The organism is Luteibacter sp. GL_149, from assembly GCF_057834065.1.
The window spans coordinates 2,628,135-2,652,831 of the sequence record NZ_CM174395.1 but is presented as its reverse complement, the minus strand read 5'-3'; the positions used below and the strand labels follow the sequence as shown (position 1 = coordinate 2,652,831).

The window sequence follows — 24,697 nt, the reverse complement described above, 5'->3', positions numbered from 1 at the left end:
CCGCCGACCCGACCTCGAAACCCCAACGCCATGACCCAGTCCCAGTCCCCCCGGCCACGTCCCGCGGAAGCCGGTGCCCGTCGACCCAGCGTCGGCGTGCTGATCGATAACGTCCTTGTCGGCGGCGGCGCACCGATCGTCGTGCAATCGATGACCAATACGGACACCGAAGATCCGGCATCCACCGCAAAACAGATTGCCGAGCTCGCGCGCGCGGGGTCGGAACTGGTCCGCATCACGGTCAATACGCCAGCGGCCGCGGCCGCCGTGCCGCGCATCCGCGAGCGCCTGGACATGATGGGCGTGTCGGTGCCGATCATCGGCGACTTCCACTACAACGGTCACCAGTTGCTGGAAGGCGAACCCGCCTGCGCCGAAGCGCTGGCCAAGTACCGGATCAATCCGGGCAACGTCGGGTTCGGCAAGAAGAAGGACACGCAATTCGCCTCGATCATCGAGATGGCGATCCGCTACGGCAAGCCGGTGCGCATCGGCGCGAACTGGGGTTCGCTGGACCAGAGCATGGTCGCCACGCTGATGGACGAGAACGCGCTGCGTTCCGACCCATGGGATGCGAGCCATGTCGTCCGCGAGGCACTGATCCGTTCGGCGCTCGACTCCGCCGCCCGCGCCGAAGACCTCGGCCTGGCGCGCGATCGCATCATTCTTTCCTGCAAGGTTTCCGGTGTGCAGGAATTGATCGCGGTCTATCGCGATCTGGCCTTGCGCGCGGATTACGCGCTGCATCTGGGCCTTACCGAAGCGGGCATGGGCTCGAAGGGCATCACGGCATCGAGTGCCGCGCTGGGCGTGCTGCTGCAGGAAGGCCTTGGCGACACCATCCGCATTTCGCTGACTCCCGAACCGGGCCAGTCGCGTACGGGCGAAGTCATCGTTGCGCAGGAACTGCTGCAGACGATGGGTCTGCGTTCGTTCACGCCGCTGGTCACCGCGTGCCCGGGGTGCGGACGTACCACCAGTGAGTTCTTCCAGGTGCTGGCGAAGACCGTGCAGTCCCACGTCCGCGAGCAGATGCCCGTATGGCGCGTGAAGTACGACGGCGTCGAAAACCTCACGCTGGCCGTCATGGGCTGCGTCGTGAACGGCCCGGGCGAATCGAAGCACGCGAACATCGGTATTTCGTTGCCGGGCAACGGCGAGGCACCGTCCGCGCCGGTGTTCATCGATGGGCAGAAGGCCATGACGCTGCGTGGCGACAATATCGCCAGCGAATTCGTTTCTATCCTCGATAACTACGTGTCTACGCATTATCAATCGCGTGGTGATTGAGGGTCTTCACGCTTTTTCGCGGAGGGCTCGGCTTTGCCATCGCTTTCGCCGTAGCATTCGGACGCTTCGCGAAGAGCCGTCGGCCACCGCCCTCGACGCTCCGTCTCCACCGTCGCTCGGGAAAAGAAGCCGCTGCGCGGCTGGTGTTTTAATGGCTGCGCCCCGTCGCGCCCGCGCGGCGGGCGGGGGTTTTCGATTCGGCTCCTGCCTCAGCGAAAACGGCGGACCGTCCTGGTCCGCCCCCTGCGGGCCTTGTCCGCCCGCCGCGCTCGGTTGCGCAAGTCGCGTCGAGGGCGGTGGCCGACGGCTCTTCCGGAGGTTGCGGTCGGGTGGGGGAAAGCAGCGCGTGACGCATGACGGGTGGTGATCGCATCCGGTCTGGCTCCCTCACGTGCTTAGCTCGCGTTCTGCCCCCAGCAAACCGCAGTCGACGGTGCCGTGGCCGGGTTGGTCCTTGGGGCCGCCTTAGCCGAGGGCCGCGATGAGTGGTTGGAGCGACAGCGGCGCTACGGCCCGCTCCCGCAGGGACGGCGCCGAAGGCCCCAAGGACCAACCCGGTCGCGGCTTCCCCGACAGCAGAAGTGTAAGGCGGCTTGTCCTCAACCAAAGAACGACGAGCCGCGCGAGATCGTCCCCTCGTGCGCGAAGAACCTTTTATGTGCCGTCGGGGTTGATTGAGCGGCAGGTGGCGCCATCATCCTAAACTTTGACCAGGAGACGTCGCATGACCCAACACGTTCCGATGATGGATCTCAACGATGGACGCCGCGCACCGCAACTGGGCTTTGGTGTGTGGCAGATCGACGACGCGCTGGCGGCAGATGCCGTCGCTTCGGCGCTGAAGGCGGGTTACCGCTCGATCGATACCGCTGCGATCTACGGAAACGAAAGCGGCGTGGGCGAGGGGATCGTCCGGTCGGGTGTGGCGCGCGAGGATATCTACCTCACGACCAAGCTCTGGAATGCCGACCAGGGTTACGACAAGACGCTGAAAGCCTTCGATGCGAGTCTGAAAAGGCTGGGCACCGACTACGCCGACCTGTACCTGATTCACTGGCCGGTACCGTCGAAGGACCTTTATGTCGAGACGTGGAAGGCTTTTATCCGTCTGCGCGAAGAGGGTCGCCTACGTTCCGTAGGCGTGTCGAATTTCCAGCCGGCGCAGCTCGGTCGGATCATCGGGGAGACCGGCGTCGTTCCCGTCGTCAACCAGATCGAACTGCATCCGGACTTCGGTCAGCGCGAAGTGGCTGCGTTCAATGCCGATCATCACATCGTGACCGAATCGTGGAGTCCGCTGGGGCAGGGCGGCGACATGCTGAAGAACCCGGTCCTGGCCGGCCTGGCGAAGCAGCACGGTAAGTCCGTGGCCCAGGTCGTGCTTCGCTGGCATATCCAGCGCGGTTACATGGTTATTCCGAAGTCGCAGAATCCCGAGCGCATCGCCGAAAACTTCCAGGTTTTCGACTTCGATCTCAGTGCGGAACAGATGCGCTCGATCGACGGTCTGGACGCGGGCAACCGCATCGGTCCGCACCCGGATGATCTCGACTGATCCCCGGGGCGGGGTATTCGCATGCCCCGCCCCGACGTTTATTCAGACGCCAGTCGCGTCAGTTGTTCGGTCAGTACCGCTTCCAGCTCCGCCAGAACCGCTGTGCGTCCGGTCATGCCCGGCTCCGCCGCGAGTGCGACATAGGTTTTCATCAGTTGCAGCACGACGTAAGCCGCCACGCGGGCGCGCGCTTCGGTCAGGTCGGGCAGATGGGCTTCGAGGATCGTGGCCACGGCCGCGCGGTTGTTACCGCGCACGGCCAGCAGGTAGTCCAGGGGAATACCCGGCGCTTCCGCCAGCATGACGAAACCGGGATAGTCCCGGCGAAAATCCTTCAGCAACCGCAGCAATGCGCGCGCGAGCGCCGCGTGTTCCATGCCGTCCGCCGCTTTGTTGCGCAGCGTGAGCATGCGCTGCTTCAGCGCATCGATGTGCAGGTCGAGCAGCGCTTTCGCTATCAGTTCCTTGGTCGGGAAAAACTGATAAAGCGAGCCGATCGAAGCGCCCGCCCGCTTTGCGATAGCGGTCATGGTCGCCGCCTCGTAACCTTTTTCCGCGAATGTCTCGCCGGCCGCCTCGAGCAGGGATTCGACACGCGCGTGTCCGCGCTCGCGACGAGGCGCTTTTACCTGCGGACTTGCCTTTTGTGAGGACATGCTCATAAACTCCAAGGTGAGGCAATCCTCACATATCTTCCATCGGTACAGCCACGCGGAGTTATCCCATGACCGACGATACCCTCGATTCTCGCACGACAGCCCTGGTTCTCATCGATCTCCAGCAGGGCATACTGCCTTACGCGCAGGGGCCGTATACAGGGGATCAGGTCGTGGCCAGGGCGGTGCGCCTTGCCGACCGTTTTCGTGAACTGGGCGCTCCCATCGTGCGTGTGCGCGTCGGGTTTTCGGCGGATTTCGCCGACGCGCTGAAGCTGCCGGTCGATCAGCCGAACCCCGCCGCGAGCCTGCCTGCGAACTGGTGGGACGACATCGATGCGCTGAAGCCTTCGGCATCGGACATCGATATCGTCAAGCGTCAGTGGGGTGCGTTCTACGGTACGGAGCTGGATTTGCAGCTGCGCCGTCGCGGTATCGCGAACGTCGTGCTGGCCGGTATTTCCACCAATATCGGCGTGGAATCCACGGCCCGCTCGGGCTGGGAGCATGGTTACGGCATCGTGTTCGCGGAAGACGCGATGAGTTCGGGCAATGGCGAACATCACCAGTTCGCGGTTGCCAATATTTTCCCGCGCATCGGGCGTGTGCGCAGCACGGATGCCGTGCTCGGCATGCTGCGCTGAGATACTCAGCGCGTCAGGCTGACGTCGATCTCGATCGGATAAGGCGCGGGTAGCTTCGGCGGTACCGGTAACAGCCACGTAGCGAATTGTCCGGAGAAACAGCCGGCGACGGGTGTCGCCGGCTTTATCGCCACACCGGATACCCTGCCATCCGTACCGACGTTCGCGACGACGGTGAACGGCGAACGGTCCGCCGGCGCGTTGCTTGCGATGCAGCTTTCCAGCGCCACGGTCATCTGATCGGTGATGCTGTCCCACAGGAGTTTCTGATACGCGGTGCCATCGGCGGTCGCTTCCAGCTTCTTGGCCGCGAGCATGCGGTCGGCGAAGTCGGGCGTGGCAAGTGTGGCAAGCGCGAGCAGGGTCGAAAACATGGGGGAAGCTCCGTGTCGTGTCGGCGCACGTTAGCAGGACTCCACCCCATTCGTCAGATGAACATGCCGCCCGATGCTTCGATCCGCTGGGCGGCGATCCAGCCGTTCTCGGGCGACAGCGGCGAGGCACCTGGGCTAAGCCCTCGTCGCGCCATCACTTGTTGTCGGTCGTCAGTCCCTTCATCGCCGTATTGAGCTTGTCTTTTAGTGCCGTGGGAGGATGCGTGCCCTCGACGGCAATGGTGACGGAATACAGGTGGTCGGGCGATGTGGCGGGTGAAGGCGACGGAGCGCCGACGACCGTGCCCACGAAGCTCACGTCGCTATCGGTGTAAGGGACGCGATCCAGCGGATGTTCGCGTTTGAGTATGCGCTGCCAGGCGGTCTTGTCGGATTCCTCGGAATCGTCGAACGGCTTCGCGTAGCGGCTGACCAGAACCATGTCGCGTTTTGCCGCTTCCGCCGCGGCCACGACGCCGCCGACGCGCATGACGTAGTTGTCGCCGTCCGGAACCACGGCGAAGGCTACGACGAGTTTGCTGTCCGGCTGGATTTTCTGCAGGTTCGGGCCGAACTGGATCTGGATCGGTTTCGAGGTGAAGTCGAAGCGCTTGTCGTAGTCGACGGACAACGTCGTATCGCGCAGCGCATCGGGCAGCGGTGCTTTGCTCGACAGGAATTCCTTCCACTGCGAGAACCTACCGCCATATCCCACGCTGACGAAGTCGGTCATGGCTTCCAGATCGATCGAATGCGCGTGCCGGTCGCTGGCCGATGCCATCCGGGCGATCGCGATATAACCGTCGGGAACGGGCAGGGCGGCGATTACGATGATGCCATTCATATAGGGCAGCGCGAACACGCGCATATACCAGCGGCGCCCGTAGCGGTCGACATGCAGTTCGTCGCTGACGGGTTTGCCCAGAGACAGGATCTTGATCTTCTGGTTGCCGACGTCGCGGTTGAGCGGCGTGCCTTTCAGCAGCAGATCCATCATCAGTTTCGGATCGCCGTACAGGCTGGCCGACGAAACGCTGTCCGGTTTGCGCAGGTGGAAGAGCATGTTCTTGCCGGAGGCGCCGAGTTCCAGATAGCCGTTGTCGGCCAGCCGGTCGGTGCCATGTTCCGCTTCCACCCGGTTCCACGTACCGCCCGCGCTGCGGCGGACGATCGACGGGAAGGTATCCATGTCCTGGCTGTCCACCAGCAGGCGATGCGAGCCTGCGCCGCGCGGATACAAGGTGTCCGCACTCTTGGCCAGAAGCGCTTTGAGCTGCCCTTCGATGAATGCGTTGTACTGCTTCAGGTACGTCGCCATGAAGTCCGGGTACGCGATGGGTAGCGGAATGCTTCCCCGGAAGTTACCGGTCTGGGCATCGTCCATGATGTCGAGGACGTAGTTTTCGCGGCGGTCGATGTCCGCCTTTGTCGTCGAGGCATCCAGTACGCGATTGATGGGCAATGCGTAGTTGAGGTTTTCGCCGGGGGACTTCGCCAGCACGACACCGACAAGCTTGCCCGACTTGTCCAGCAACGGACCGCCGCTGTTGCCCGGCGATGCGGCAGCGGAAAAACGCATCCATTTCCAGCGGCCGTCCTGTTCTTCCGGCGTATCGGATGTGTACAGGCCGTCGCGGATCACCACGCCGGTTCCCAATGCGTTGCCGACAGCGAAGACGACATCGTTGAGCGGCGCGTTGCGATTGATCGCCAGCGGCTTGACCTTCGGCGCGTCGCGTACGGTGAATTCGACGAAGTCTTCCTGTGGAGAAAATCGCGTGATCTGGTCGATGGCATAGACGTGGCCGCCGGAGTCGCGCAGCGCGGGGGCGCCGGACACGCTATCGATGCCCGCGGCGAATACGTGGAAGGCCGTGACGAAATGGCCGTCGCTTACCGCGAATGCCGTGCCGATCGAGACGTATTTGTCGTTGCGGAACTGGAACGGCAACAGATCCAGCGGCAACGGTTTCTCGTAGGTGACCGTGGATTCGTCGGCCTTCGGCAGCACGACTTCGAAAGTCGCGGCCTGCACTTTCGGCAGCACGGCCGGGTCCAGGCTGACAGCCAGGACGGGGGTGCCGGGAAGTAGCGCGACGAGAAAAAGGAGTCGGGTCATGACGCGGTGACGGATAAGCATGCAATTCCTCGGCCTTGAAGAAAATAACCGGGATCCACGCACGCTCCCCCGGGGCACTCGCAGTCAGGAGGCCAAGATACGTCAAGGCCATGACGTTCCGATAGCCCCATAGTGTGGTCGTCGGCCAGGACGATCGACGATGACTTTCGTCATGTATTCCCGAGACCTTGCCGCTGATAACGTCGGATGGCCCCGGTGGCGGGCTTTCTCCAGGCCAAGGATCTACGGTATGAAGCGTCGCGATTTTCTCCGCTCGTCCCTCGCCACTGGCGTAACAGCGAGCCTGATCTCGGGGGCGGCGTTGCCTGCCTATGCTCTTGCCGCCTCGCCGAAGCTCCCCGGTGATCCGGATCGCATCAATCACTCGATCTTCCTTTTCGGCGACAACGTGCCGCGCTATAACCGCGATGTCGTTGCCCGTATGGCCGAGTTGCTCGAACAGCGGCGCACGGGCTCCGATCCCCAGCGTAAGAAGACCAGCGATGCATACCTGGCCAACGGTACCGTTGGCGAACTGGAGCGGCGTTTCGCGACCTTGCTCGGTAAGGAAGATGCCGCCTTCATGCCGACGGGCACATTGGCCAACCAGGTCGCCCTGCGTCTGCTATGCGGCGAACACCGGCGCGCGATCGTCCAGCAGGAAAGCCACGTCTACCGCGACGAAAGCGATGCGGTCACGACGCTCAGCAATATCAACCTGCTTACGGTGGGTGGGGCCAAGGCATCGCCCACATTCGACGAGGTCGTGGCGGCCGTTACGTTGACCGAGAAGGGTGCGTATCCGCTTTCCGTCGGTGCCATTTCCCTGGAAAGCCCGGTGCGTCGTGCCGACGGTGCCATGGTGCCTTACGAGGTCGCGAAAGAGATCTCCACGTTCGCCCGCCCGAAGGGCATCGGGATGCATCTGGACGGTGCCCGGTTGTTGCTCAACAGTGGCGCGGAAGGTTTCTCGGTCGATCGTTACTGCGCTTTGTTCGACACGGTTTATGTGTCGCTGTACAAATATCTCGGCGCGCCATTCGGAGCCATTCTCGCCGGCACGAAGGCGCAGATCGAACAGGCCCGGGCGACCCGCCACGTCTTCGGCGGCACGATCTATCACGGCTGGCAGTCCGCGCTCCTGGCGCTTGATGCGCTGGACGGATTCGAGCAACGCTTTGCGCGCGTGCGGCAGGCGGGCGACCGCCTGCTGGATCGACTGGGCGCGACGGAAGGCTTCACGGTCCATCGCGTCGAACACGGCACCAATATCCATTTCGTCGAGGTGTCGGCCGAGCGGCAGAAAGGTCTCGAAGAGCGGCTGGACAAGCTGGGCATCCGGATCGACCAGATCGAGAACGGACGTCTGGCGCTGGGTTTCAACGAAACGCTGCTCCGGCGCGATACGGACACCATTGCGAAGGCATTCGCGGGCTGACGTTGCCGCCATCGGTTCTATACTGCGCTCCCGGCCGCACAGGCGATCGGGTCACGGGGAGCGGGAATGGAAAACAAGCGTGCGGCGATGGAAACGGAACGGCTGATCCTCGACCCGCTCCGTCCGGACGATGCGGCGAACCTGTTCGCGTATCGTGGCGATCCCGAGGTGGCTCGATATCAAGGCTGGAAGCCGGCCACCGAAAGCGAGGCCACCGCTTTTATCGCGGAGCAGGCGCTACACCTCTTCGGCGAACCCGATAGCTGGTGCCAGCTTGCGATCCGCAGCCGGCGGACCGGCGAACTGATCGGCGATTTCGGCGTGCATTTCCCGGCAGGCAAGGACGACCCGATCGAGTTCGGTCTTTCGCTGAAGCCTGCGGAACAAGGTAGGGGCTATGCGCGCGAAGTCATGCACGCGGGTATCGATCTCGCGTTCCGGCAGTGGGGTTATCGGCGCGTGGTCGGTTCCGTCGATCCTCGCAACACCGCCAGCGTTGCGCTGTGCCGGTCGCTGGGCTTCCGTCAGGAAGCGCACCATGTCGAAAGCTACTTTTTTCGCGGCGAATGGGTCGACGACATGATCTTCGCGCTGCTGGCCCGCGAGTGGATGGCGGTACGCGGGTAGAACGCCGTAGGGCGTTGCCGGGTGACCTATGGCAGAATGCGCCGGTATTTCAGCCACATAAGTTACCGACCCATGCATAAGCCCCGGCCCTTCTCGATGATTCGCGAGTTCCATCTGGCCGACTGGTTTACGTTGGGGAACGCCGTGGCCGGCGTGAGCGCGCTTTTCTCCATGATGTCGTATCTGCAATACGGGGATACCTGGCATATCTATCTTGCCTGCGGCCTTGTCGTCGTCGCGCTGACGTTCGACGTACTCGATGGTCGCATCGCCCGTTGGCGGCAGAAGAGCTCCGCGATGGGGCGCGAGCTGGACTCGCTCGCGGACGTCGTCTCGTTTGGCGTCCTTCCCGCGGCGATCGCATACGGTTGCGGCATGCAGGGCTCGCTGGACCGGGTGGTACTGGTCACCTTCGTTGCATGCGGCGTATCGCGGCTGGCCCGGTACAACGTTACCGCCGAGGAACTCTCGGCTGGCGGCGACAAGGTGAAGTACTTCGAGGGCACGCCGATACCGACGACCCTGATACTCGTCGCCATGCTGGCTGTCGCGGCATGGTATGGCGCGCTTGGCGAACGACTGTGGCTGGGTAAGTGGCAGATCGGTGTACTGGAGCTGCATCCCCTCGTGCTGACGTTTGCCGTATCGGGTGCGCTCATGGTCAGCCGCATCAGGATTCCGAAACTCTAGCGAGGCTCGTAGGCCACCGATCGCGCCCCGCATTCCGGGCGCGATACACCCTCTTCGATGTCCTGAAGCCTATGCGGGCCGATCGCGACGTGCCGCAAATGCCGGATATTCGGTAGCGGCGATTCGATTCATGAGGATTTCGGCAAATCGTTCGGGCTGCTCGATGTCCGGAAAGTGCCCGCAATCCTGAAAGCGCACGATATCGGCGTGCGGGACACACTCGTGCAGGGAGCCGGGATCGGTGTGCTGGTGAGAGCGATCTTTCTCACCCCATATCATCGTGCACGGCACGGTGACTCCACATAACGATGCCATCTCTTCTTTCGCCAGCCCCTGAACGACGCCGGCCAGACAAAAGCATGCGCCATCGGAAAGCGCGTCGAGCGACTTTTTCCGTAAGGGCCGCGGGTCCGTCGTTTGAGGTAACGCGACCCCGTACCAGCTGGCGGCGGCTTTCTTTCGGAAGATCCACGCCGCTATTTGTCCCACGACGGGAACACGCAACGGTCCCGGTATGACCCGGGTTGTCCAGGCGTGCATGGCCGTAAGCGATGGCGTCTGCGAAAGGACCAGATTGACGATGCGCCCTGGTGCCATCCTCGCGGTTCGCAGGGCGTAGAAGCCGTTGGCACAGCTGAATGCGAGAGTGGCTTTATCGATGCCAAGGCCATCGAGCACGCCAAGGACCGCTTGCGCACCGTGATCCAGCGAGTGCCTGTAAGTATGCCGCGGTGGGGAATGGCCAAAGCCGGGCATGTCGAAACACACCACGCGCAGTGTTTTCGAAAGCAGATGGATCAGTGCTTCGTAGTGCTCGATGACGTTGGGGCCATCGGGAACCATCGCCACGCATGGCATGGTCGAGCCGGAGTCGTAAACGCGCACCGTGCCAACCGGCGTGTCGATGTATCGGATGTTGGAGTCGGCAGGAGGACTCGTGTGCCGCTTCGCCGACATGCGCGCCAACAAGCTATCTATAAACGTGGCAATCATGATTGTTCTCTCGAACTATCGCTCAGTATATGGCAGCGCGTGGTGCGTTCAGTCCCGCGTGCGGCAGCCCAATGCGTTGGTTCGACCGCTGCGGCTAGGCGTGATTCTTCGTTGGTATGCGCTGGGCCGGGTCATAGAAAAAAGTCTCTTCGGCAATGCGTTCGCCTTCCCAGCGTTGATAGGCCAGCTCCTCCATGTGGGTGACCGTTCCGTCCATCCATTCGAAATGGAAAATCCAGCGGATGACGACGTTGTCGCCGCTGACGAACACGGGACGAACGCAGCGGGACGTGAGGGACCTGGCTCGGGCCATGACGCTTCGCTCGTTTGCCACGTGCGCCTCTCGTCCGATTCTCGGCGGCGACTGGTTTTCTTGCATCGACGAATCGACGGTATAGAACTCCTCGCAAGCCTCGGCATGCGCATTCTCTTCAACGCGTGCGATAAATCGTTCTAGTGTCTCTGAGGTGGGCATGGTTTTTCGCCGCCGGGAATGAGGAAGGGCAACGTCCGGCAGGACGGGCCTGCCGGACGCGTGGATGCGATGGGATCAGCGCATATTTCCCGTGTGGCCCAGCGAGTAACGGCCCGGTTGCGGCCAGACGGTAAGACCGTGCGGTTCCATGCCGACAGGAATGGATTTGACCGCACCGGTCGTCGTATCGATCGCATAGACGACGTCGTCCATGCGGCCGGACAACCACAACATTTTGCCATCCGCGCTGACATTGCCCATGTCGGGGCTGCCGCCGCCCGGAATGGGCCAGGTCACCAGGACCTTGCGGGTGGCGAAGTCGATCACCGACACACTGCCCTTGGCATGGCTCTTACCATGGCCGTGGCTATGGGTACGGCTTTGGCTCGGTCCATGTATGCGATTGGAACCGCGGTTGGCGACATACAGTCGCGTGCCGTCCCGGCTCGGGTACAGGCCATGCGTACCGATGCCGGTCGGGATGAAACCGATCTTCGTGAAGCTGTCGCCGTCGACCACGAAAACACCATCGGCCATCATGTCGGCGACGTAAAATACCTTGCCGTCCGGGGAGACACGGACGTCCTGCGGCATACCCTTCTTATTGAGCGGAAGGTAGCCCACGACGGTGCGGTTGACGAGATCGACCTTCGCCAGGCTCCCGCCGAATTCGCACGTGAAGAGCGCGTACTTGCCATCGATCGAGAAATCGGCGTGATTGATGCCCTTGCACTCCGGGACGGGAAGGCTCGATTTCAGAGCCATCGTATGCGAATCGCGAAAGTCCAGCCGTGCATGCGCTTCCGCTACCACGATCGCTTCCTTGCCGTCCGGCGTGAAGTACATGTTGTAGGGATCGTCGACCATGACCTCCTGGCCTGGCTTCCCGGTCTTCGGGTCGATCGGCGTCAGGCTTCCGTTGGGCCGGCCTTCCGCGTTGTTGGCCACCCACAGCGTCTGCAGATCCCATGAAGGGACGACGTGTTGCGGGCTAAAGCCGACCTTGAAGCGGTCGACCACCTTGAGCGTTGCCGGATCGATAACATAGACGTCGTTCGAACGCAGATTCGGCACATAAACCCGCGACAACGCACCCGCCACCGCCGGACTGAAATGGCCTGCACCCGCTTCGCTGTACAGGTTTTTGGCATTCACCACGGGCGGCATGCCGGGCACCGTGGCGATAGCCGACGCGGCGGATGCAACGCCGGCGCCGGACAAGCCAGCCAACGCGACACCGGCAGACAATGCGAGGCGCGACAAACGACGAGAACACAAATACATGGCATTTCCCTAATCGAGGGGGAGTGGTAACTGTGGAGAGAATCAACGCACCGGCGAATTCATTAGCGACCCGCCGTCTCCTTCTTGATGGCATCGATGGTTCGCGACACGATCGCCTCGACGCCCAACTGACCGAGTTCGGCTGTCGAGCGACGCGGGTCGCCGCCGTAGATCCCGTCGGCAGACCCGAGCTTCGGACCGCTTCGCAGTCGATCCTGCCGGACCATCTGCGGTGCCACCGCAAGCTGCAACGAGGTGTCCGCGAGCCCCGCGTGTGTGCCGATCTCGGTATCGCGGTAGCCGTGCTTACGCAGGATTTCCGAGTACCCGTCCGAACTGGTAGCGTAATACTCCGGCGGGACGAATGCCCGCGCAGTCGAACCGGACCATGTCTTGTTGAGCCGGGCGACGGCTTGCCTTATATCGTTCTGGTAACCGCCGTGATCGCCCAGAAAGACGATGTTCCTGAATCCGTGGATTTTAAAGCTGTTCGCCGCCGACTCCAGCGTTTTTTCGAACACGTCGTCCGGCACGGTGATGGTGCCGGGAAATCGCATATGGGATGTCGGCGGTGCGTAGCTTCCCTCGGGCACATAGGCTATGACCGGCGCGACGAGCGCATTGCCCAGTCCTTCCGCAATTCGTTGCGAAAGCACCCTCACTCGCGCGTTGTGCTTGCCAAGCGCGACGTCCGGGCCGCTTTGCTCCGTTGCGCCGATGGGAATGATGATGGTGGTCTTGCCCGCCTGAATCTGGTCGCGCAGCTCGGTCCAGGTCAGGTCGTCAAGGAACACGGTTTTCGGCGTTTGCGCAAATACCGCCTGCGTGGCGATGAGAAAAAAGACAGAAACGAAAGCTCGTCGCAGTGGAATGCGCATGAAGGCTCCTTATAGAAGGCAATAATACTAAGGAACTACCTGGGAAGAGCCGCAAGCCACTTCAGCACGACGCGCGACAGTTCGATGCGCTGGTCGGAATAGGCGTGATCGGTGGGCAGATGCACGGCCGTTACCTGGGCATCTCCGGCCTTGCCCAGATCGGCAGCGAAGGCTTCGCTTGGCTTTGCCAGGCCATCGTCGGAGGTGACGATCAGCGCCGTTCGTTGTTTCAGCGCCTCGACCTTCGAGTGGAAGGTCCATGTGGCGGCGTGATCGGCAAGCTCGTGGGCCAGCCCGTCCGGCGTACACCCGCTCAGAGGCGCCATGCCTTCGTGGGCAAGCCCTTCGCTCATTTTCTGTACGGCGGTCTGTTCCTTGTCCTTGCTCAGCAATTGCTGAAAGGCTTCTCCCAGATCGGCGGCCGAGATCGTCGCGAAGGCTTTGATGGCGGGGTCCGCCGCCGCGGCCTGCACGGTCATGAAGCCGCCCATGCTGTGCCCGATCAGGACAATGCGCGCGGGGTCCACTCGCAGCTGACGTGCCACGGCCGGTTGCCGCAGGTAGGCCAGTGCCGCCGCCGTATCTTCTATGCCGTGGGAGAACGAAAAATCTCCCGGCGTGCCCCACGACCCGCGGTAATTGAAGTAAAGAACGTTCCAGCCTGCCCGGCGCATATCCTGGGCGAGGTCCAGATTGCGTTCATTGCCGGGGAAGCCATGCAACAGGATCACGGTCGGATGCGGCCCGGCGCCCGCCGCGACATAGACCAGCGCATTCAGGAGGGTTCCATGGCTGGGAATCTGCATGGTTTCCATGGAGGCACGGTCGCCGCCCCGGGGAGCGGATACCAGAGCGGTCCTGGCCGTGGGAGCGTGAGCCGCGGTCTGCCCGAGCGCGCCGCTTGAGCTCAACGCGAGACAACCGGAAAAACAGGTCGCCAGAAGGACATGTGCCGAATGGTTCTTCACGTTTTACCCCGGGGCTTCAGCGGTTCTGTTCCGAGCATATTACGGCCATTGCCCCTGTCTTCGGTGCACAGGGGCAGCAGATTATAGGCATCCGCGACATCGTAATCGTAGAACATGAGGTCAGGGCTCACGCAGATCGTCGTTGCGGATCTTTCCGAGGCGTGTTTAGCGATTGGTCGGCAGCGGTCCATCGGACGTGCCGTCGTATTCGTAGCTGTTGTTGCGGATTCCGGTGATGGCTGAACAGCGTTCCGGCACCGTCGTGAAAACATGCTGATACTTGGCACATGCTGGTGTTGCCCAAACCGGACCATCCGGAAGAGCCGCTGTAGATCAAAAGCGGACCATCAGTAGCCCTTTGCATTGGTCCATGTTCCAAACTTGCGGTAAGTTGCCGTTACGGTAGCCGCACAGGCGGCCTTTGAGGGGCGGGGAATGAATCGAATTACCATGATAGTCGGGATGGCGATATACATTTGTCTGCCCGTCGGAGCGTCCGCGAGCCCGATATTGACCATCACATGCCACGACCTGAAGGGCTCGACGCTGCATTACGGCGTGCCGTTTTGGGAGCGCTTACATGCAAGGATAAACAACGAAAAGGCGCCGGAGCCGCATATCGTCGGCCCTAAGGACGACAGCTTTGACAACACTCTAACCATCGTGGTGGATTCGGCTTCGCGCCGCACGATGACTATCGTGTGGAACGAGTCCGCAGCAACCCAGAAGATTCGCGCGGATGTCAAAAAAAGGGATGGATATGATTCCACCTTCGGTTAAAGAAGCTCGGATCGTCTCCGTGAACAAGGATATGTTCGCCGCTTTGGTCGAAGATGATCCCCAAGGCATTTCGCTCTACACATTCTTTCACAAGCTTGGGAGCGCGTTCATTACCACCCATGGCGAAATACCCGATGGAACGGACACCGTTATGACGGCCGTGCGTGGTGCGTGCGAATTCAGTGGCGACGCCTACCACGCGTTGCGCTGACGAAAAGATCCGGAGGCCAGTTGGGTAATGGCGTGTAATGGCCGTACTGGGTTGGAAGCGGAATCATAGGGTCAAAGTATCTACTGGAGCTGGGCAAGTCCAAAGATTTAACGCGGCTTGACCACCATGTACTGCCCCTTGTCGCCAAACTTCTTCCCGCGCGACTCGACGTTCGCACATAGCCTGCCATCACACAGATTCACATCGGCCTGATTATAGGCACGCATCAGTTCGGCCGATATCTTGTGCTGCCGCATTTGTCCGCCGTAATGCCAGAGAACCGCGCCACCGCCGACCACGATCACTAGCAGGGCACCGCCGACGGTGATCGCGAGTTTCCACATCAGATGACGGGACAACCGTTCCAACTGCCCCATCTGCTCCGTCAAGGCATTCACCCGGTCGCGAAACTGGTCGCCGCCTTCTTTCATTCTTGTCTTGTAATCGTCCATCGCCGCATCGAGACCGCTGCTCACCTTGTCGGTGACCATGCTGGCAATGCCTCCAAGCATCTGCTCGCTCGACCGTTGAACCACCCCATGGATGGCCTCGACGGCCGACTGAAGCCGGTCCGTCGTGGCGGCATGTCGCGCACTCGCATCCGCGCATCGTCGCTCGAACGATTCCATGAGCGCACCGGCCTTCTTTACGACCCCTTCGATATGGTCCTGTTGCATCACTTATGACCTCCTTGTTTACTCAACGACTGAGCACTGGACCGCGCTGACGCATCTGCATCTGCATGTCCATCTGCTTCTGTAACTCCATGGCCTGCTCGCGGATGATCTGCTCCTGCATGCGCGCCAGCTCGTCCGCGGCGACCTGCGCCTGGATACTTGCCCGAAGGTCGCGCCCTACCTGCGAGTTGACCGCTTCCTGAAGACTCTCTTGAATGGCCCATTCATTACCGCTTTCAAAAGCGGCATACATGCGGTCGATAAAGGACTCGGGTGCGGTGGCGGTAGGCGCGGAGCTGTGATCCTGTTCTCGCCGTTCACCAATGTCCGGCGCATCGCCATGGCGATGATCCATCACGGACTGAGTCATACGATGTACGCCTTGTTGGGCCCTATCGATGCCTTGCGTGACTTCGCGCCCTACGTATTGCGCGCCATGGATTGTGGCATCGAGCCCGTGGTCGACCCGCTCCGCCACGGCATGGGCGGCGCGATGGACGCCCTGCTGCGCCATGTCGATACCCTGAGTGACCTCGCGGCCAAGGTGTTGCGCGCCGCGCTGCACGGCGTGCTGGGCCACGTCGATACCTTTACCGAGTTCATGGCCCAGATGGCGGGCATCGTTCCACGTCTTCTCGACGGTACGGTCGGCCTGCTGCACGGCAACGTCAGCGGTACGCTGTATCGCGTCGCGGGTGACTTCGACGCCGTGCGCGATCTCGCGGCCAACGTACTGCGCGCCGTGAACCGTCGCCTCGACACCCCGGTCCACCTGCTCGGCGACCACATGAGTCGTGCGCTGCGCGGCCTGCTGGGCCACATCGACACCTTGCGACACCTCGCGACCGAGGTACTGCGCCCCTTCGCTGGCGGATTTGGCGACCGTGTCGGCGGCGTGTTCGACGCGGTGCCCGATCGCCGATACGGTGTGGAGCATGGCGCGATGCGCGGTATCGAGGCTGTGCCCGATGGTGTCCGTGGTGCGCTGGTAGGCATGTTCGGCCAACGAGGCACTTAACCCCATCGTTTGGGTGACGGTGGCCTGTGTTTGTCCAAGTACCATGCCGCCACGCTGCCTGATCGTCTCGACGGTGTGCATGGCCCCGTCGACGTCGCCCTTCCACAGGTCCGACGTCACTTTGCCGACCATGCCATGCAGGGTCTGTGCCTTATGAGCGGCTTCCCAAAGCGACGAGACCGTGTTTCCGCGCAGGGCATGGATATCGGCCCGGAACAGGCCGATGGCGCGTGCGTGATCGCGTGCGTTTTGTTCGTTGGCCTCGGACAGGTCCGAGAGGGCGGCGTCCGGCGCGTCGGGTGCGAAGTGGGTGATCGTGTGCGCGGCGAAGCTGATCGGGGTGAACGGATTGCGGAGACTCGTTGCGGTCGCGTGGTCGTGATACCCCGCATCGGTCAGTCGCTGGATATCGCTGTCGGTCGCGTAGTAGCGCACGGAGCCGAAGTGCCGACTGGCCGCGCTGACCACGTCGGTGACCCGCACATGGTTGATGACCTGATCGCCGCCTTCGGGAATGCCGTGCTGGAGATCGACGGCACCGTAACCGTTGAAGGTCTCGCCGCGCAGGCCGAATTCGTAGGCGGTGGCTTCGGCAAGAGCACCACCGAGAGAGTGGCCGGTGACGGTGATGTTGGCGCGGTCGAAGAGCGGACCTTCCTTCTCCTTGGCTTTGTTCAGTACAAGGTTCGTGAATGCACGGGCTTCGTCCAGCTGGGCGTTATGGCCTGTGACGATCATACCCAGATCAACTAGAGCATCCAGAGCCACGCCCTTCATCGACGTTTCGGTGCCGCGATGGGCGATGATGACCTTGCTCGTTGTTTTGTTGCGATATGCCGTACCTTGGTAGCCTGTCAAGTGGCCCCGTGTTGTGGCAATCACTTCGTAGTTAACGTTGTCAATCAGATGTCTATTCTTGCTCGGGTCGACCTCGTCAACCTGATAGTTCTTGTAGCTATCCTTGCTTAGAACCGCATGCTCACGTGTGGTGGTTTTCATTCAATAGCCTCCTTGGCCGATATCGTGACCGGAAAGAATTCATTTTGGAGTTCAGACGGGACTAGGGAGAGATCAGATACGCCAAATGGCGCTAGTTCCTTCTGACTATTTTTGTAGTTATTCAGATTAAAGTAGGTTGTTTCCTTTTTTTGAGACAAGAACTCGGCACGCCAAATTCCTGCATCAAGCGTTAGATTATTGACCTTCGCCAGGATCGAGACAGCCGTCAGGGACCATTTGCATACGCCGAGGTCGAAGTAGTCTTCATCGATCATGCCGTCGAGATATGTACTGCCTCGATAGAGGTTGTCTGCGCCTTTAGAGAAAGCAATATCGATGTGCTCCGAACTTGGAGGAATGCGCAATGGATTCATCGGGCCACCAGTAACGGGAATGCAGGAATCGTTGCTTACGTCGTATTGCGCGAATCCCCTAACTTCATCGAACGGGCCGGGCGCGCCGTCAATCGCTACGGTGACCTCATAACGTATCTTCGGGCTTGGATTTTTCTTGACGTCTGGTTTTGGATTGAAAATGTCGTAAGCGACGAAATAGACGAGCAGCGCAATGGCGAGCGATTTGAGCAGCATCGTTCTCATGGAATTTGCTCGGGGAAGCTGCATGCGGTGTGGAAGATGCGGCAATTGGTATCGATTGCTTTGCAACGCGAAAGTCCTGAATCGATGGCCTTATCCAATGTCGCTTCGGCACTGATACTTAGTTCCTTTTCACCGAGGATCATCGCCGCACATTCGTTGTCATATGCCATACCAAGCTCGCACTTGGTTCCGCCGTTCATTGCGCAATGCGCAAGAGCCCCTTGGATGGCGCGCTCTTTGCTGGATTCGCCCGTGACAGAACCCAGACTGGCCGTCGTCGTATCGGTGGCAATGGCGCCCCATCGTGAGACCCATCGCGGTGCGGGCGGTGTAGCGGGTCCAGCGCCATAACCCGGAATCGGTGCGCACCCGACGATTCCTTGTCCTGACGGCGCTGGCATGGGGTAGGACCCTGGCGCGCATCCTCCCTCCGCCTTTATCGACCCGCTGACGCATATCGCGCCAAGGAAAAAGCAAAGCAGCGTCGCGATTTTCGTCCCTAAAAGTAATGATTTCATTCATCCAACCTTTTGATGACGTCAGCGTGTGTTGATCCCGTAGGGCGCGTCGTTGCCAAGGGGTGATTAAAAGCTCCGGGATTCGTCGTTGCCTGAGCAGAGCCAGTGCTCGCTTGCGGCGGCGTATACGACCCCGCCGGCTGCCCCTGCGGCCCGGGCCGGTTTTTCGGATCGAGCGCGGAATACGACAGGAAATGGCCGGCCGTGCCCTGAAAGAACGCTGCCGCCAGCGGTGGAACGGAAACGATCAATACGGTCAACAGAAGACCGAGGCCGCCTTGTTGCAGCGCCTGACTGGACAGACCTTCGGGGTCCGAACCATAGATGGCATCGTTGACGAACTTCGATCCCCACATGGCGGTGGCGACACGCAACGACAGACTCAGCACCATGGCGCTGACCATGTTCAGTACCGCCATGGAGAACAGGGTGCCGATGCCGTACATCAGCCACTTACGGAACAGGTCTTTGGTCTGATCGAAGATCAGGCAGAGGATGAATAACGGCCCCAGCCCGATAAAGAGCGCGAGGGTGAACTGATAGAGGAGAAGCATCGCGCCAGCCGCCATGGGCGGGCTCGCTGTACCGAACCCGGCGAAGAGCATGGCGTGGGCTTTCTGCTCGCGGTTTTCGTCGTCGCCCTGGGGGACCTGCACCGCGTCGATAGCCGCAAGCGCGACCTGGGTATAGGCAAGATTTTCGTCGATGGCTTTGGAGGATTCCTCGTAATCGCCCGTGACCAGGTAGTTGATTTCCTTGCCCACATCGACGGTCAGGAATTCGTGCAGGTTTTCGCCGAACATCCCCATGGTCGTGGCGGTGACGACGATGAAGGCCGTGCGCGCCATCCGCTCGACGACATGGGCGACGGGTTCGCGGAGCTGGCCGGTGGTCAGGCGGTAGCCAAGGAGCATGACCCACAGAGTGGTCAGGACCAGGGCAACGCTGCTGGCCCAGGTCATGGTCCGGCGCATCAGGTCCATGCCGGTCGTGGCGATCTGGTGGTTCAGGTAGTTGTAGATCAGTTCGAAGAACAGGAAATCGCCCAGGTTCGCCGGATCGGCGAAGGCGATGGCTCCCATCGGTCCGAGAAACCCAGTGAACCCTTCCGTTAGTGCGTCCATGCCGTTCCCCTAGCTTCCGCGTGCGCTGTCCGGCACGCGTCCTTGAATGTGATTGTCCAGACTTACAGCCCCGGCACGGCCTTCAAAGCGGATACACGTACTCACCGCAAGTAGGCGATCGGCCAGCTTGCGGTGAGGTAAGCGGGGAGTGTCGTCAGGGCGGTGTCCCGGAGCTACGAGACGAATCTGAAAAAACGCGAGTAATTAATTGCTCGTTCCCAATTCGAGAACTTTGTCAGAACAGGCCTAGGGCGCCGGCACGACGGCGATCGCCTCGATCTCCAGAAGGAGTCCGTCCCGCGACAGCTTGCTGACCTCGACAAGCGTGCTTGCCGGTGGATGCCTGAGGTCGACGTACTTGTCGCGCGCCGCACGCAGAGACTTCAGCTGGCTCACGTCGGTAACGTAAATGGTCAGGCGGACGACATTGGCATAGGTGGCGTTGGCCGACTTGAGGGCGGCGTCGAGATTCGCGAAAACCTGTTCGGCCTGTGCCGCGAAATCGTTGGGACCGACAAGCTCGCCCTTCGCGTTGAATGCCACCTGGCCAGAGATATAAAGCGTCTTACCCGCAGCAGGCACTTCCACGACGTGCGTGTACCCGGTCGGTGCGGAAAGGGTGGGCGGATTGATGAAGCGAACGCCGTTCACGGGTGACGCCGGTGCGGCTTCTTTCGCGAAGGCGGTCGTGGCGAACATGAGCATCGTAAAGGCACAGAAGAACGACACGATCGAACGGCAAGACATGGCACGCTCCCGGGCTGACAGATCGGGGCAGGGTACCTTTATTCCCGGGATATTGCGTCGTTCCAGGACCCGTCTATGCCGCCGTCACCCGATTGCGTCCCGCGTGCTTTGCGCGATACAGCGCCGCGTCCGCGGATTCGATCAACGAATTCAGCTCCGGACTCGGCGATGCGGATACACCCACGCTGGTGGTAAAGGGAATAGCCTGCCGCGAGAACAGGGCAGGCTCGCCAGCGACGCGCGAACGCATGAGTTCGGCTAGTTCGATCGCGTGTTCGCTGCCGATCTCCGGCACGACGAGCAGGAATTCCTCGCCGCCGTAGCGTGAGAACAAGGCATTGCCGGGCACTCCCGCGGCACGGATGACATGGACGAAATGCTTCAGCACTTCATCGCCCGCCGCGTGCCCCCACTGATCGTTCACCGCTTTGAAATTATCCAGGTCGAACATCAGTACGGCGCTTGCGCGTCCGCGGTTGCGACAGTCGGCAATCAGCCGCGACCCTTCGCTGACCACGGCGGCGCGATTCAGCAGGCCGGTCAGTCCGTCGGTATCGGCGGCGCGTCGCAGGTCGTGGGTGAGCCGCTGCGCGAGCATCAGCGTGAAGCCCGTGCTCAACAGGAACGTACAAAGGATACCGAACAGATAATTGGACGTCGTGAGCAGGGTGGCCAGCACGACGTGCGATTCGATGTCCGGATAGATCGATGCACCCGCCCGGGCGATGTAGAAGAAGGTGTCCACGATAAAAATAAGCGCGGTGAACGCACAACTGATTCGCAGCTCCGGCGGCGCGCGCCGGAGAAGCAGCCAGACCATCCATGCATCCCAGACGATGCTCTTGAGGCCGAACACCGTGGCTTCCACTTGTTGCGCCGGCGGATCGATGAGAAACGCGACCTGTATGGCAAGGAAGAGCGCAATCACGGCCACCGGCCACCGCGTCTTCAGCGGATAGCCGATGTGATAGGCAATGCCCATGAGCATGAGGCCGTTGGCCGCGGCGATAAGCACGCTGCCGATAATCGTCGACAGGAACGTCGTGTTCTCATCGTAGCCCTGCGCCAGTCCGGCAAGCGTGAGCAACCAGAACGACACGGCCCATATGTGCAGCGCGAGCATGCCTCGCAGCACCATGCTGAGCAGGGTGAAACTAAGCGAGATAGTGACGCCTACCGCCAGGCCGATGATGCCCAGCGTATAGACGTCGAGATGACCGGCCGTTCCCATCGCGCCCCCTGTGTTCCCCCGGGGACCATATTACGGCGTAAAAGGCGTCTTCACGCCGGATCTTTGCGCTGACGCGAATCCGTCTCGCAGGACGAGGTCCAGTCGGCAAGCAGGGCGGGCAGGTGCTCCATGCTGTCGAACACACAGGCGACGCCGACCTCACGCAGAGCATCGGCCCCACTGTGTCCGGGGCCTCCCGGGCTGTAGCCGAATACGGTGGCGCCGGCCGCGACGCCGGCCGTGGCGCCCGTCACGGTGTCCTCGACGATCGCGCAGCGCTTCGGGTCCACGCCCAGCGCACTGGCGGCAGCCAGATAGACGTCGGGGTGCGGTTTGCTGCGTGGCGTTTCATGCCCGCTGAAAATCCTGCCCTCGAAGCAGTCGAGGATGCCGACCTTGGCCAGTTGCAGCTCGACCTTGCGCCTGTCGGCACCGGAGGCGACGGCGATGCGACCGGCAAGCTGCCGGTGCAAGGTGCGTACGGTCGACACCGCTCCGGGAATGGCTTCGAGATCGCGTTCCAGCGCCACGTTGCGGCGCACCCAGAACTGCGCCAGCCATTCCGGCGTGATCGAAAAGCCCGTATGGGCCAGGATGGTCGCCGCCTCGTCCTTTACCGCCTTGCCGATGAAAATGCGCATCGTTTCTTCGAGGCTGACCTGCCAGCCGAGTTCGCCGAGCATGTCGGCAAGCACGCGAGCCGTGATGGCCTCCGAATCGACGAGTACGCCGTCACAATCGAAAAGCACGGCATCGAAAGAAAATCCGGACATGGCGATCCATCTGCGGCCTGCTGGGGAGGGCAAAGGATAGCGCGCCAGGCCGGTTTCTTCGTGGACCGGGCTGTCCGGGGATTGTCGACCGGACCATTCGATTGCAGGATGCGTGAATGGACCTGCCTGTTAACCCGCTCGGTACGCTTGTCGCGGAAGCCTCTTCGTCCGGTCGCCCGTCACGCTTTTACGCCTGGCGTCGGCCGCTCGTATGGCTGGCGATCCTGACGGCTATCGGCACGCTTCACGCATTCCATTTTTACCTCAACGAGATAGCCAACCGCCTGCCTGGACGCTTCTGGCAACGCCTTGGCGAGGAGTTGACCGGGACCTTCAGCGCGGGCCTGCTGGTTCTTCCCGTGGTAGTTGCGGCGCGCTGGATCCGTGACCGCAACCCGTGGCCGCGCCGATACGCGTGGCATTTTGCGTCGCTTCTGGCCTTTTCCGTGCTGCATACCAGCGTGATCTGGGGATCGCGTAGCCTGATCTTTCCGCTGATCGGACTGGGTTCGTACGACTACGGTTCGATGCCCTGGCGCTATGCCATGGAGTTCGGCAGCGATGTGGTGGTCTATGTCCTGATCGTCTACATCACCTGGCTTCTGGACCACTATCGCGCCAGTCGCACTCGCGAACTGCGTGCGGCGCAGCTCGAAACGGCGCTTGCCGATGCGCGTCTCGAAGCATTGCGACTCCAGTTGAACCCGCACTTCCTGTTCAATGCGTTGAACGCCGTTTCGGCGTCCATGTACGAGCATCCCCGCGTCGCGGACGAGATGCTTGCCCGCATCGGCGAACTGCTTCGGGCGACGCTGAAAACGTCCGCGCAACAGCATGCGCTTGGCGACGAACTTCGCCTGCTGGAGCTTTATCTGGACATCCAGCGCGCGCGATTCGGCGATCGTCTGGATGTGCGTATGCATGTCGCACCGGGGCTTGCCGCGTCGAGCGTGCCGTTCCTGTTATTGCAGCCGCTGGTGGAAAATGCGGTGGAGCACGGCGGTGGCGCGGGGCGTCGCATCGATATTCGTATCGCCGGACGGGAGGAATACATCGAGTTCCTGGTGCGGGACAACGGCGATGGTTCGCCGCGCCATCGGGGACACGGTATCGGTCTGGGCAACGTCCGGGCCAGATTGAATCACCTGTATGGCGAGGCGACGGGTGTGGAACTGGCGCCTGCCGAAGGGGGCGGGATGCAGGTGCGGATCTGGTTGCCGTTGTCCATGGCCCGTGCGCCGTGACGCTGCGGGTTGTACTTGTGGACGACGAGGCGCCCGCGCGGGCAAAGCTGCGGCGTTACCTCGATACCGTGGACGAGGTCGTCGTCGTGGGCGAAGCGGGCAGCGGCAGCGAAGCACTCGCTGCGATCGCGACGCATCGGCCGGACGTGGTCTTCCTCGACATAGGCATGCCGGACATGGATGGCTTCGAGCTGCTTCAGGCGCTCGGCGAGCCGCTGCCGGCGGAAATCGTTTTCGTCACGGCGCATGGCGACTATGCGCTGCAGGCTTTCGAGGTGCATGCCTTCGATTATCTTTTGAAGCCGGTGAGCCCCGAACGTTTCGACCGTCTGGTGCATCGGCTTCAGGAACGCCTGACGCCGCGCGCCGATATGGGCGGCCGGATCGACCGGTTGCTGAACGCACTGCCCGCGCCCGTTCACTTCGCCGAACACCTGCTCGTCGAAGCGGACGGTCGTGCCGGGTTGCTGCCGGTCGATGGCATCGGCCATATCGAGGCGGATCGCAATTATCTGGTGATCCACGCCGATCGCGGGCGTTACCGTTTACGCGGCACTGTGGAACGTATGCAGGCCAGACTGGACCCGGCGAAGTTCGTCCGGGTGAATCGTTCCACGCTGGTCCGCCTTGCGACGATAAAAGAAGTCGCGCCGTGGCCGGGGGGCGAGTACCGGCTGGTCCTCGACGACGGCAGCCGGCTGACCTGGACGCGGCGTTACGTGGATCAGGTCCCGTCGAGCCTGCTGATGCGGGTCTGACCGCGGTCGCCGCGCGTTTCGTCCCCG

26 protein-coding genes are annotated in these 24,697 nt (G+C 61.7%); 10 read left to right on the top strand and 16 right to left on the bottom strand.

Going from position 1 to position 24,697, the window contains the following annotated elements; translation table 11 throughout:
- Positions 1-30: 30 nt before the first annotated feature.
- Together ispG and AC3IR3_RS11645 are read left to right on the top strand one after the other, a co-directional pair.
- Complete coding sequence (gene ispG, locus AC3IR3_RS11650) at positions 31-1,290, top strand: flavodoxin-dependent (E)-4-hydroxy-3-methylbut-2-enyl-diphosphate synthase (RefSeq protein WP_132144903.1); 1,260 nt, start codon at positions 31-33, stop codon at positions 1,288-1,290.
- Positions 1,291-2,014: 724 nt separating this feature from the next.
- Positions 2,015-2,845, top strand: coding sequence for an aldo/keto reductase (locus AC3IR3_RS11645; RefSeq protein WP_489192267.1), 831 nt, complete (start codon positions 2,015-2,017; stop codon positions 2,843-2,845).
- A 38-nt stretch (positions 2,846-2,883) separates the two neighbouring features.
- Here the strand turns inward: AC3IR3_RS11645 and AC3IR3_RS11640 are convergent, their stop codons facing one another.
- Entirely contained in the window at positions 2,884-3,501 is a 618-nt protein-coding gene (locus AC3IR3_RS11640) for a TetR/AcrR family transcriptional regulator (protein WP_489192266.1), read from the bottom strand.
- A gap of 68 nt (positions 3,502-3,569) precedes the next feature.
- Between AC3IR3_RS11640 and AC3IR3_RS11635 the strand changes: the two genes are divergently transcribed.
- Positions 3,570-4,145, top strand: coding sequence for a hydrolase (locus AC3IR3_RS11635; protein ID WP_489192265.1), 576 nt, complete (start codon positions 3,570-3,572; stop codon positions 4,143-4,145).
- Positions 4,146-4,150: 5 nt separating this feature from the next.
- Here AC3IR3_RS11635 and AC3IR3_RS11630 read toward each other — a convergent pair whose 3' ends face one another.
- Together AC3IR3_RS11630 and AC3IR3_RS11625 are read right to left on the bottom strand one after the other, a co-directional pair.
- Positions 4,151-4,519 (bottom strand): peptidase C13, encoded by a 369-nt coding sequence (locus tag AC3IR3_RS11630; RefSeq protein ID WP_489192264.1) that lies wholly within the window; start codon positions 4,517-4,519, stop codon positions 4,151-4,153.
- 154 nt (positions 4,520-4,673) lie between these two features.
- Entirely contained in the window at positions 4,674-6,659 is a 1,986-nt protein-coding gene (locus AC3IR3_RS11625; protein WP_489192262.1) for a S1 family peptidase, read from the bottom strand.
- A 229-nt stretch (positions 6,660-6,888) separates the two neighbouring features.
- On the opposite strand from AC3IR3_RS11625, the gene AC3IR3_RS11620 reads away from it, so the two are divergent.
- The 3 genes from AC3IR3_RS11620 (at position 6,889) to pssA (ending at position 9,393) form a co-directional block, all read left to right on the top strand.
- The gene (locus AC3IR3_RS11620) at positions 6,889-8,076 is read left to right on the top strand and encodes a threonine aldolase family protein (protein ID WP_489192260.1); all 1,188 of its coding nucleotides are present in this window, start codon (positions 6,889-6,891) and stop codon (positions 8,074-8,076) included.
- Between the two features lie 66 nt (positions 8,077-8,142).
- Positions 8,143-8,703 carry a GNAT family N-acetyltransferase gene (locus tag AC3IR3_RS11615; protein WP_489192258.1) on the top strand — a complete coding sequence of 187 codons (561 nt, stop codon included), beginning with the start codon at positions 8,143-8,145 and terminating at the stop codon, positions 8,701-8,703.
- A gap of 72 nt (positions 8,704-8,775) precedes the next feature.
- Positions 8,776-9,393: a CDP-diacylglycerol--serine O-phosphatidyltransferase gene (gene pssA, locus AC3IR3_RS11610; protein WP_489192257.1), complete on the top strand. Its 618-nt coding sequence runs from the start codon at positions 8,776-8,778 to the stop codon at positions 9,391-9,393.
- Between the two features lie 69 nt (positions 9,394-9,462).
- On the opposite strand, the gene AC3IR3_RS11605 is transcribed toward pssA, so the two are convergent.
- The 5 genes from AC3IR3_RS11605 to AC3IR3_RS11585 all read right to left on the bottom strand — a co-directional run bounded on the left by AC3IR3_RS11605 (position 9,463) and on the right by AC3IR3_RS11585 (position 13,991).
- Positions 9,463-10,386, bottom strand: a complete 924-nt coding sequence (locus tag AC3IR3_RS11605; RefSeq protein ID WP_489192255.1) for an alpha/beta fold hydrolase — start codon at positions 10,384-10,386, stop codon at positions 9,463-9,465.
- Positions 10,387-10,480: 94 nt separating this feature from the next.
- Positions 10,481-10,861 (bottom strand): nuclear transport factor 2 family protein, encoded by a 381-nt coding sequence (locus AC3IR3_RS11600; protein ID WP_489192254.1) that lies wholly within the window; start codon positions 10,859-10,861, stop codon positions 10,481-10,483.
- A 75-nt stretch (positions 10,862-10,936) separates the two neighbouring features.
- Positions 10,937-12,145 (bottom strand): YncE family protein, encoded by a 1,209-nt coding sequence (locus AC3IR3_RS11595; RefSeq protein WP_489192252.1) that lies wholly within the window; start codon positions 12,143-12,145, stop codon positions 10,937-10,939.
- Positions 12,146-12,207: 62 nt separating this feature from the next.
- Positions 12,208-13,023: a creatininase family protein gene (locus tag AC3IR3_RS11590; protein ID WP_489192250.1), complete on the bottom strand. Its 816-nt coding sequence runs from the start codon at positions 13,021-13,023 to the stop codon at positions 12,208-12,210.
- 35 nt (positions 13,024-13,058) lie between these two features.
- Positions 13,059-13,991 carry an alpha/beta fold hydrolase gene (locus tag AC3IR3_RS11585; RefSeq protein WP_489192248.1) on the bottom strand — a complete coding sequence of 311 codons (933 nt, stop codon included), beginning with the start codon at positions 13,989-13,991 and terminating at the stop codon, positions 13,059-13,061.
- A gap of 435 nt (positions 13,992-14,426) precedes the next feature.
- Between AC3IR3_RS11585 and AC3IR3_RS11580 the strand changes: the two genes are divergently transcribed.
- Positions 14,427-14,771 carry a hypothetical protein gene (locus AC3IR3_RS11580; RefSeq protein WP_489192247.1) on the top strand — a complete coding sequence of 115 codons (345 nt, stop codon included), beginning with the start codon at positions 14,427-14,429 and terminating at the stop codon, positions 14,769-14,771.
- 19 nt (positions 14,772-14,790) lie between these two features.
- Entirely contained in the window at positions 14,791-14,982 is a 192-nt protein-coding gene (locus AC3IR3_RS11575) for a hypothetical protein (protein ID WP_489192245.1), read from the top strand.
- A 107-nt stretch (positions 14,983-15,089) separates the two neighbouring features.
- On the opposite strand, the gene AC3IR3_RS11570 is transcribed toward AC3IR3_RS11575, so the two are convergent.
- From AC3IR3_RS11570 to AC3IR3_RS11535, 8 genes are all read right to left on the bottom strand, one after another.
- The gene (locus tag AC3IR3_RS11570; protein WP_489192243.1) at positions 15,090-15,659 is read right to left on the bottom strand and encodes a relaxation protein; all 570 of its coding nucleotides are present in this window, start codon (positions 15,657-15,659) and stop codon (positions 15,090-15,092) included.
- A gap of 22 nt (positions 15,660-15,681) precedes the next feature.
- Positions 15,682-17,676, bottom strand: coding sequence for a Tle-like phospholipase domain-containing protein (locus AC3IR3_RS11565; RefSeq protein ID WP_489192242.1), 1,995 nt, complete (start codon positions 17,674-17,676; stop codon positions 15,682-15,684).
- The gene (locus AC3IR3_RS11560; RefSeq protein ID WP_489192240.1) at positions 17,673-18,275 is read right to left on the bottom strand and encodes a hypothetical protein; all 603 of its coding nucleotides are present in this window, start codon (positions 18,273-18,275) and stop codon (positions 17,673-17,675) included. Before AC3IR3_RS11560 ends, AC3IR3_RS11565 begins: the two co-directional genes overlap by 4 nt.
- Complete coding sequence (locus tag AC3IR3_RS11555; protein ID WP_489192238.1) at positions 18,272-18,793, bottom strand: DUF4189 domain-containing protein; 522 nt, start codon at positions 18,791-18,793, stop codon at positions 18,272-18,274. Before AC3IR3_RS11555 ends, AC3IR3_RS11560 begins: the two co-directional genes overlap by 4 nt.
- The gene (locus AC3IR3_RS11550; protein ID WP_489192236.1) at positions 18,790-19,917 is read right to left on the bottom strand and encodes a TrbL/VirB6 family protein; all 1,128 of its coding nucleotides are present in this window, start codon (positions 19,915-19,917) and stop codon (positions 18,790-18,792) included. Before AC3IR3_RS11550 ends, AC3IR3_RS11555 begins: the two co-directional genes overlap by 4 nt.
- Before the next feature lie 246 nt (positions 19,918-20,163).
- The gene (locus AC3IR3_RS11545; RefSeq protein WP_489192234.1) at positions 20,164-20,664 is read right to left on the bottom strand and encodes a RidA family protein; all 501 of its coding nucleotides are present in this window, start codon (positions 20,662-20,664) and stop codon (positions 20,164-20,166) included.
- A 73-nt stretch (positions 20,665-20,737) separates the two neighbouring features.
- On the bottom strand, positions 20,738-21,895 hold the full coding sequence (locus AC3IR3_RS11540) for a GGDEF domain-containing protein (RefSeq protein WP_489192232.1): 1,158 nt from the start codon (positions 21,893-21,895) through the stop codon (positions 20,738-20,740).
- A gap of 50 nt (positions 21,896-21,945) precedes the next feature.
- Positions 21,946-22,668 (bottom strand): HAD family hydrolase, encoded by a 723-nt coding sequence (locus AC3IR3_RS11535; protein ID WP_489192231.1) that lies wholly within the window; start codon positions 22,666-22,668, stop codon positions 21,946-21,948.
- Positions 22,669-22,784: 116 nt separating this feature from the next.
- Here AC3IR3_RS11535 and AC3IR3_RS11530 point away from each other — a divergent pair, with 116 nt between their 5' ends.
- Both AC3IR3_RS11530 and AC3IR3_RS11525 read left to right on the top strand, forming a co-directional pair.
- Positions 22,785-23,912 (top strand): sensor histidine kinase, encoded by a 1,128-nt coding sequence (locus AC3IR3_RS11530; RefSeq protein ID WP_489192230.1) that lies wholly within the window; start codon positions 22,785-22,787, stop codon positions 23,910-23,912.
- Positions 23,909-24,670: a LytR/AlgR family response regulator transcription factor gene (locus AC3IR3_RS11525; RefSeq protein ID WP_489192229.1), complete on the top strand. Its 762-nt coding sequence runs from the start codon at positions 23,909-23,911 to the stop codon at positions 24,668-24,670. The genes AC3IR3_RS11530 and AC3IR3_RS11525 overlap by 4 nt, the downstream gene beginning before the upstream one ends.
- Positions 24,671-24,697: the final 27 nt, after the last annotated feature.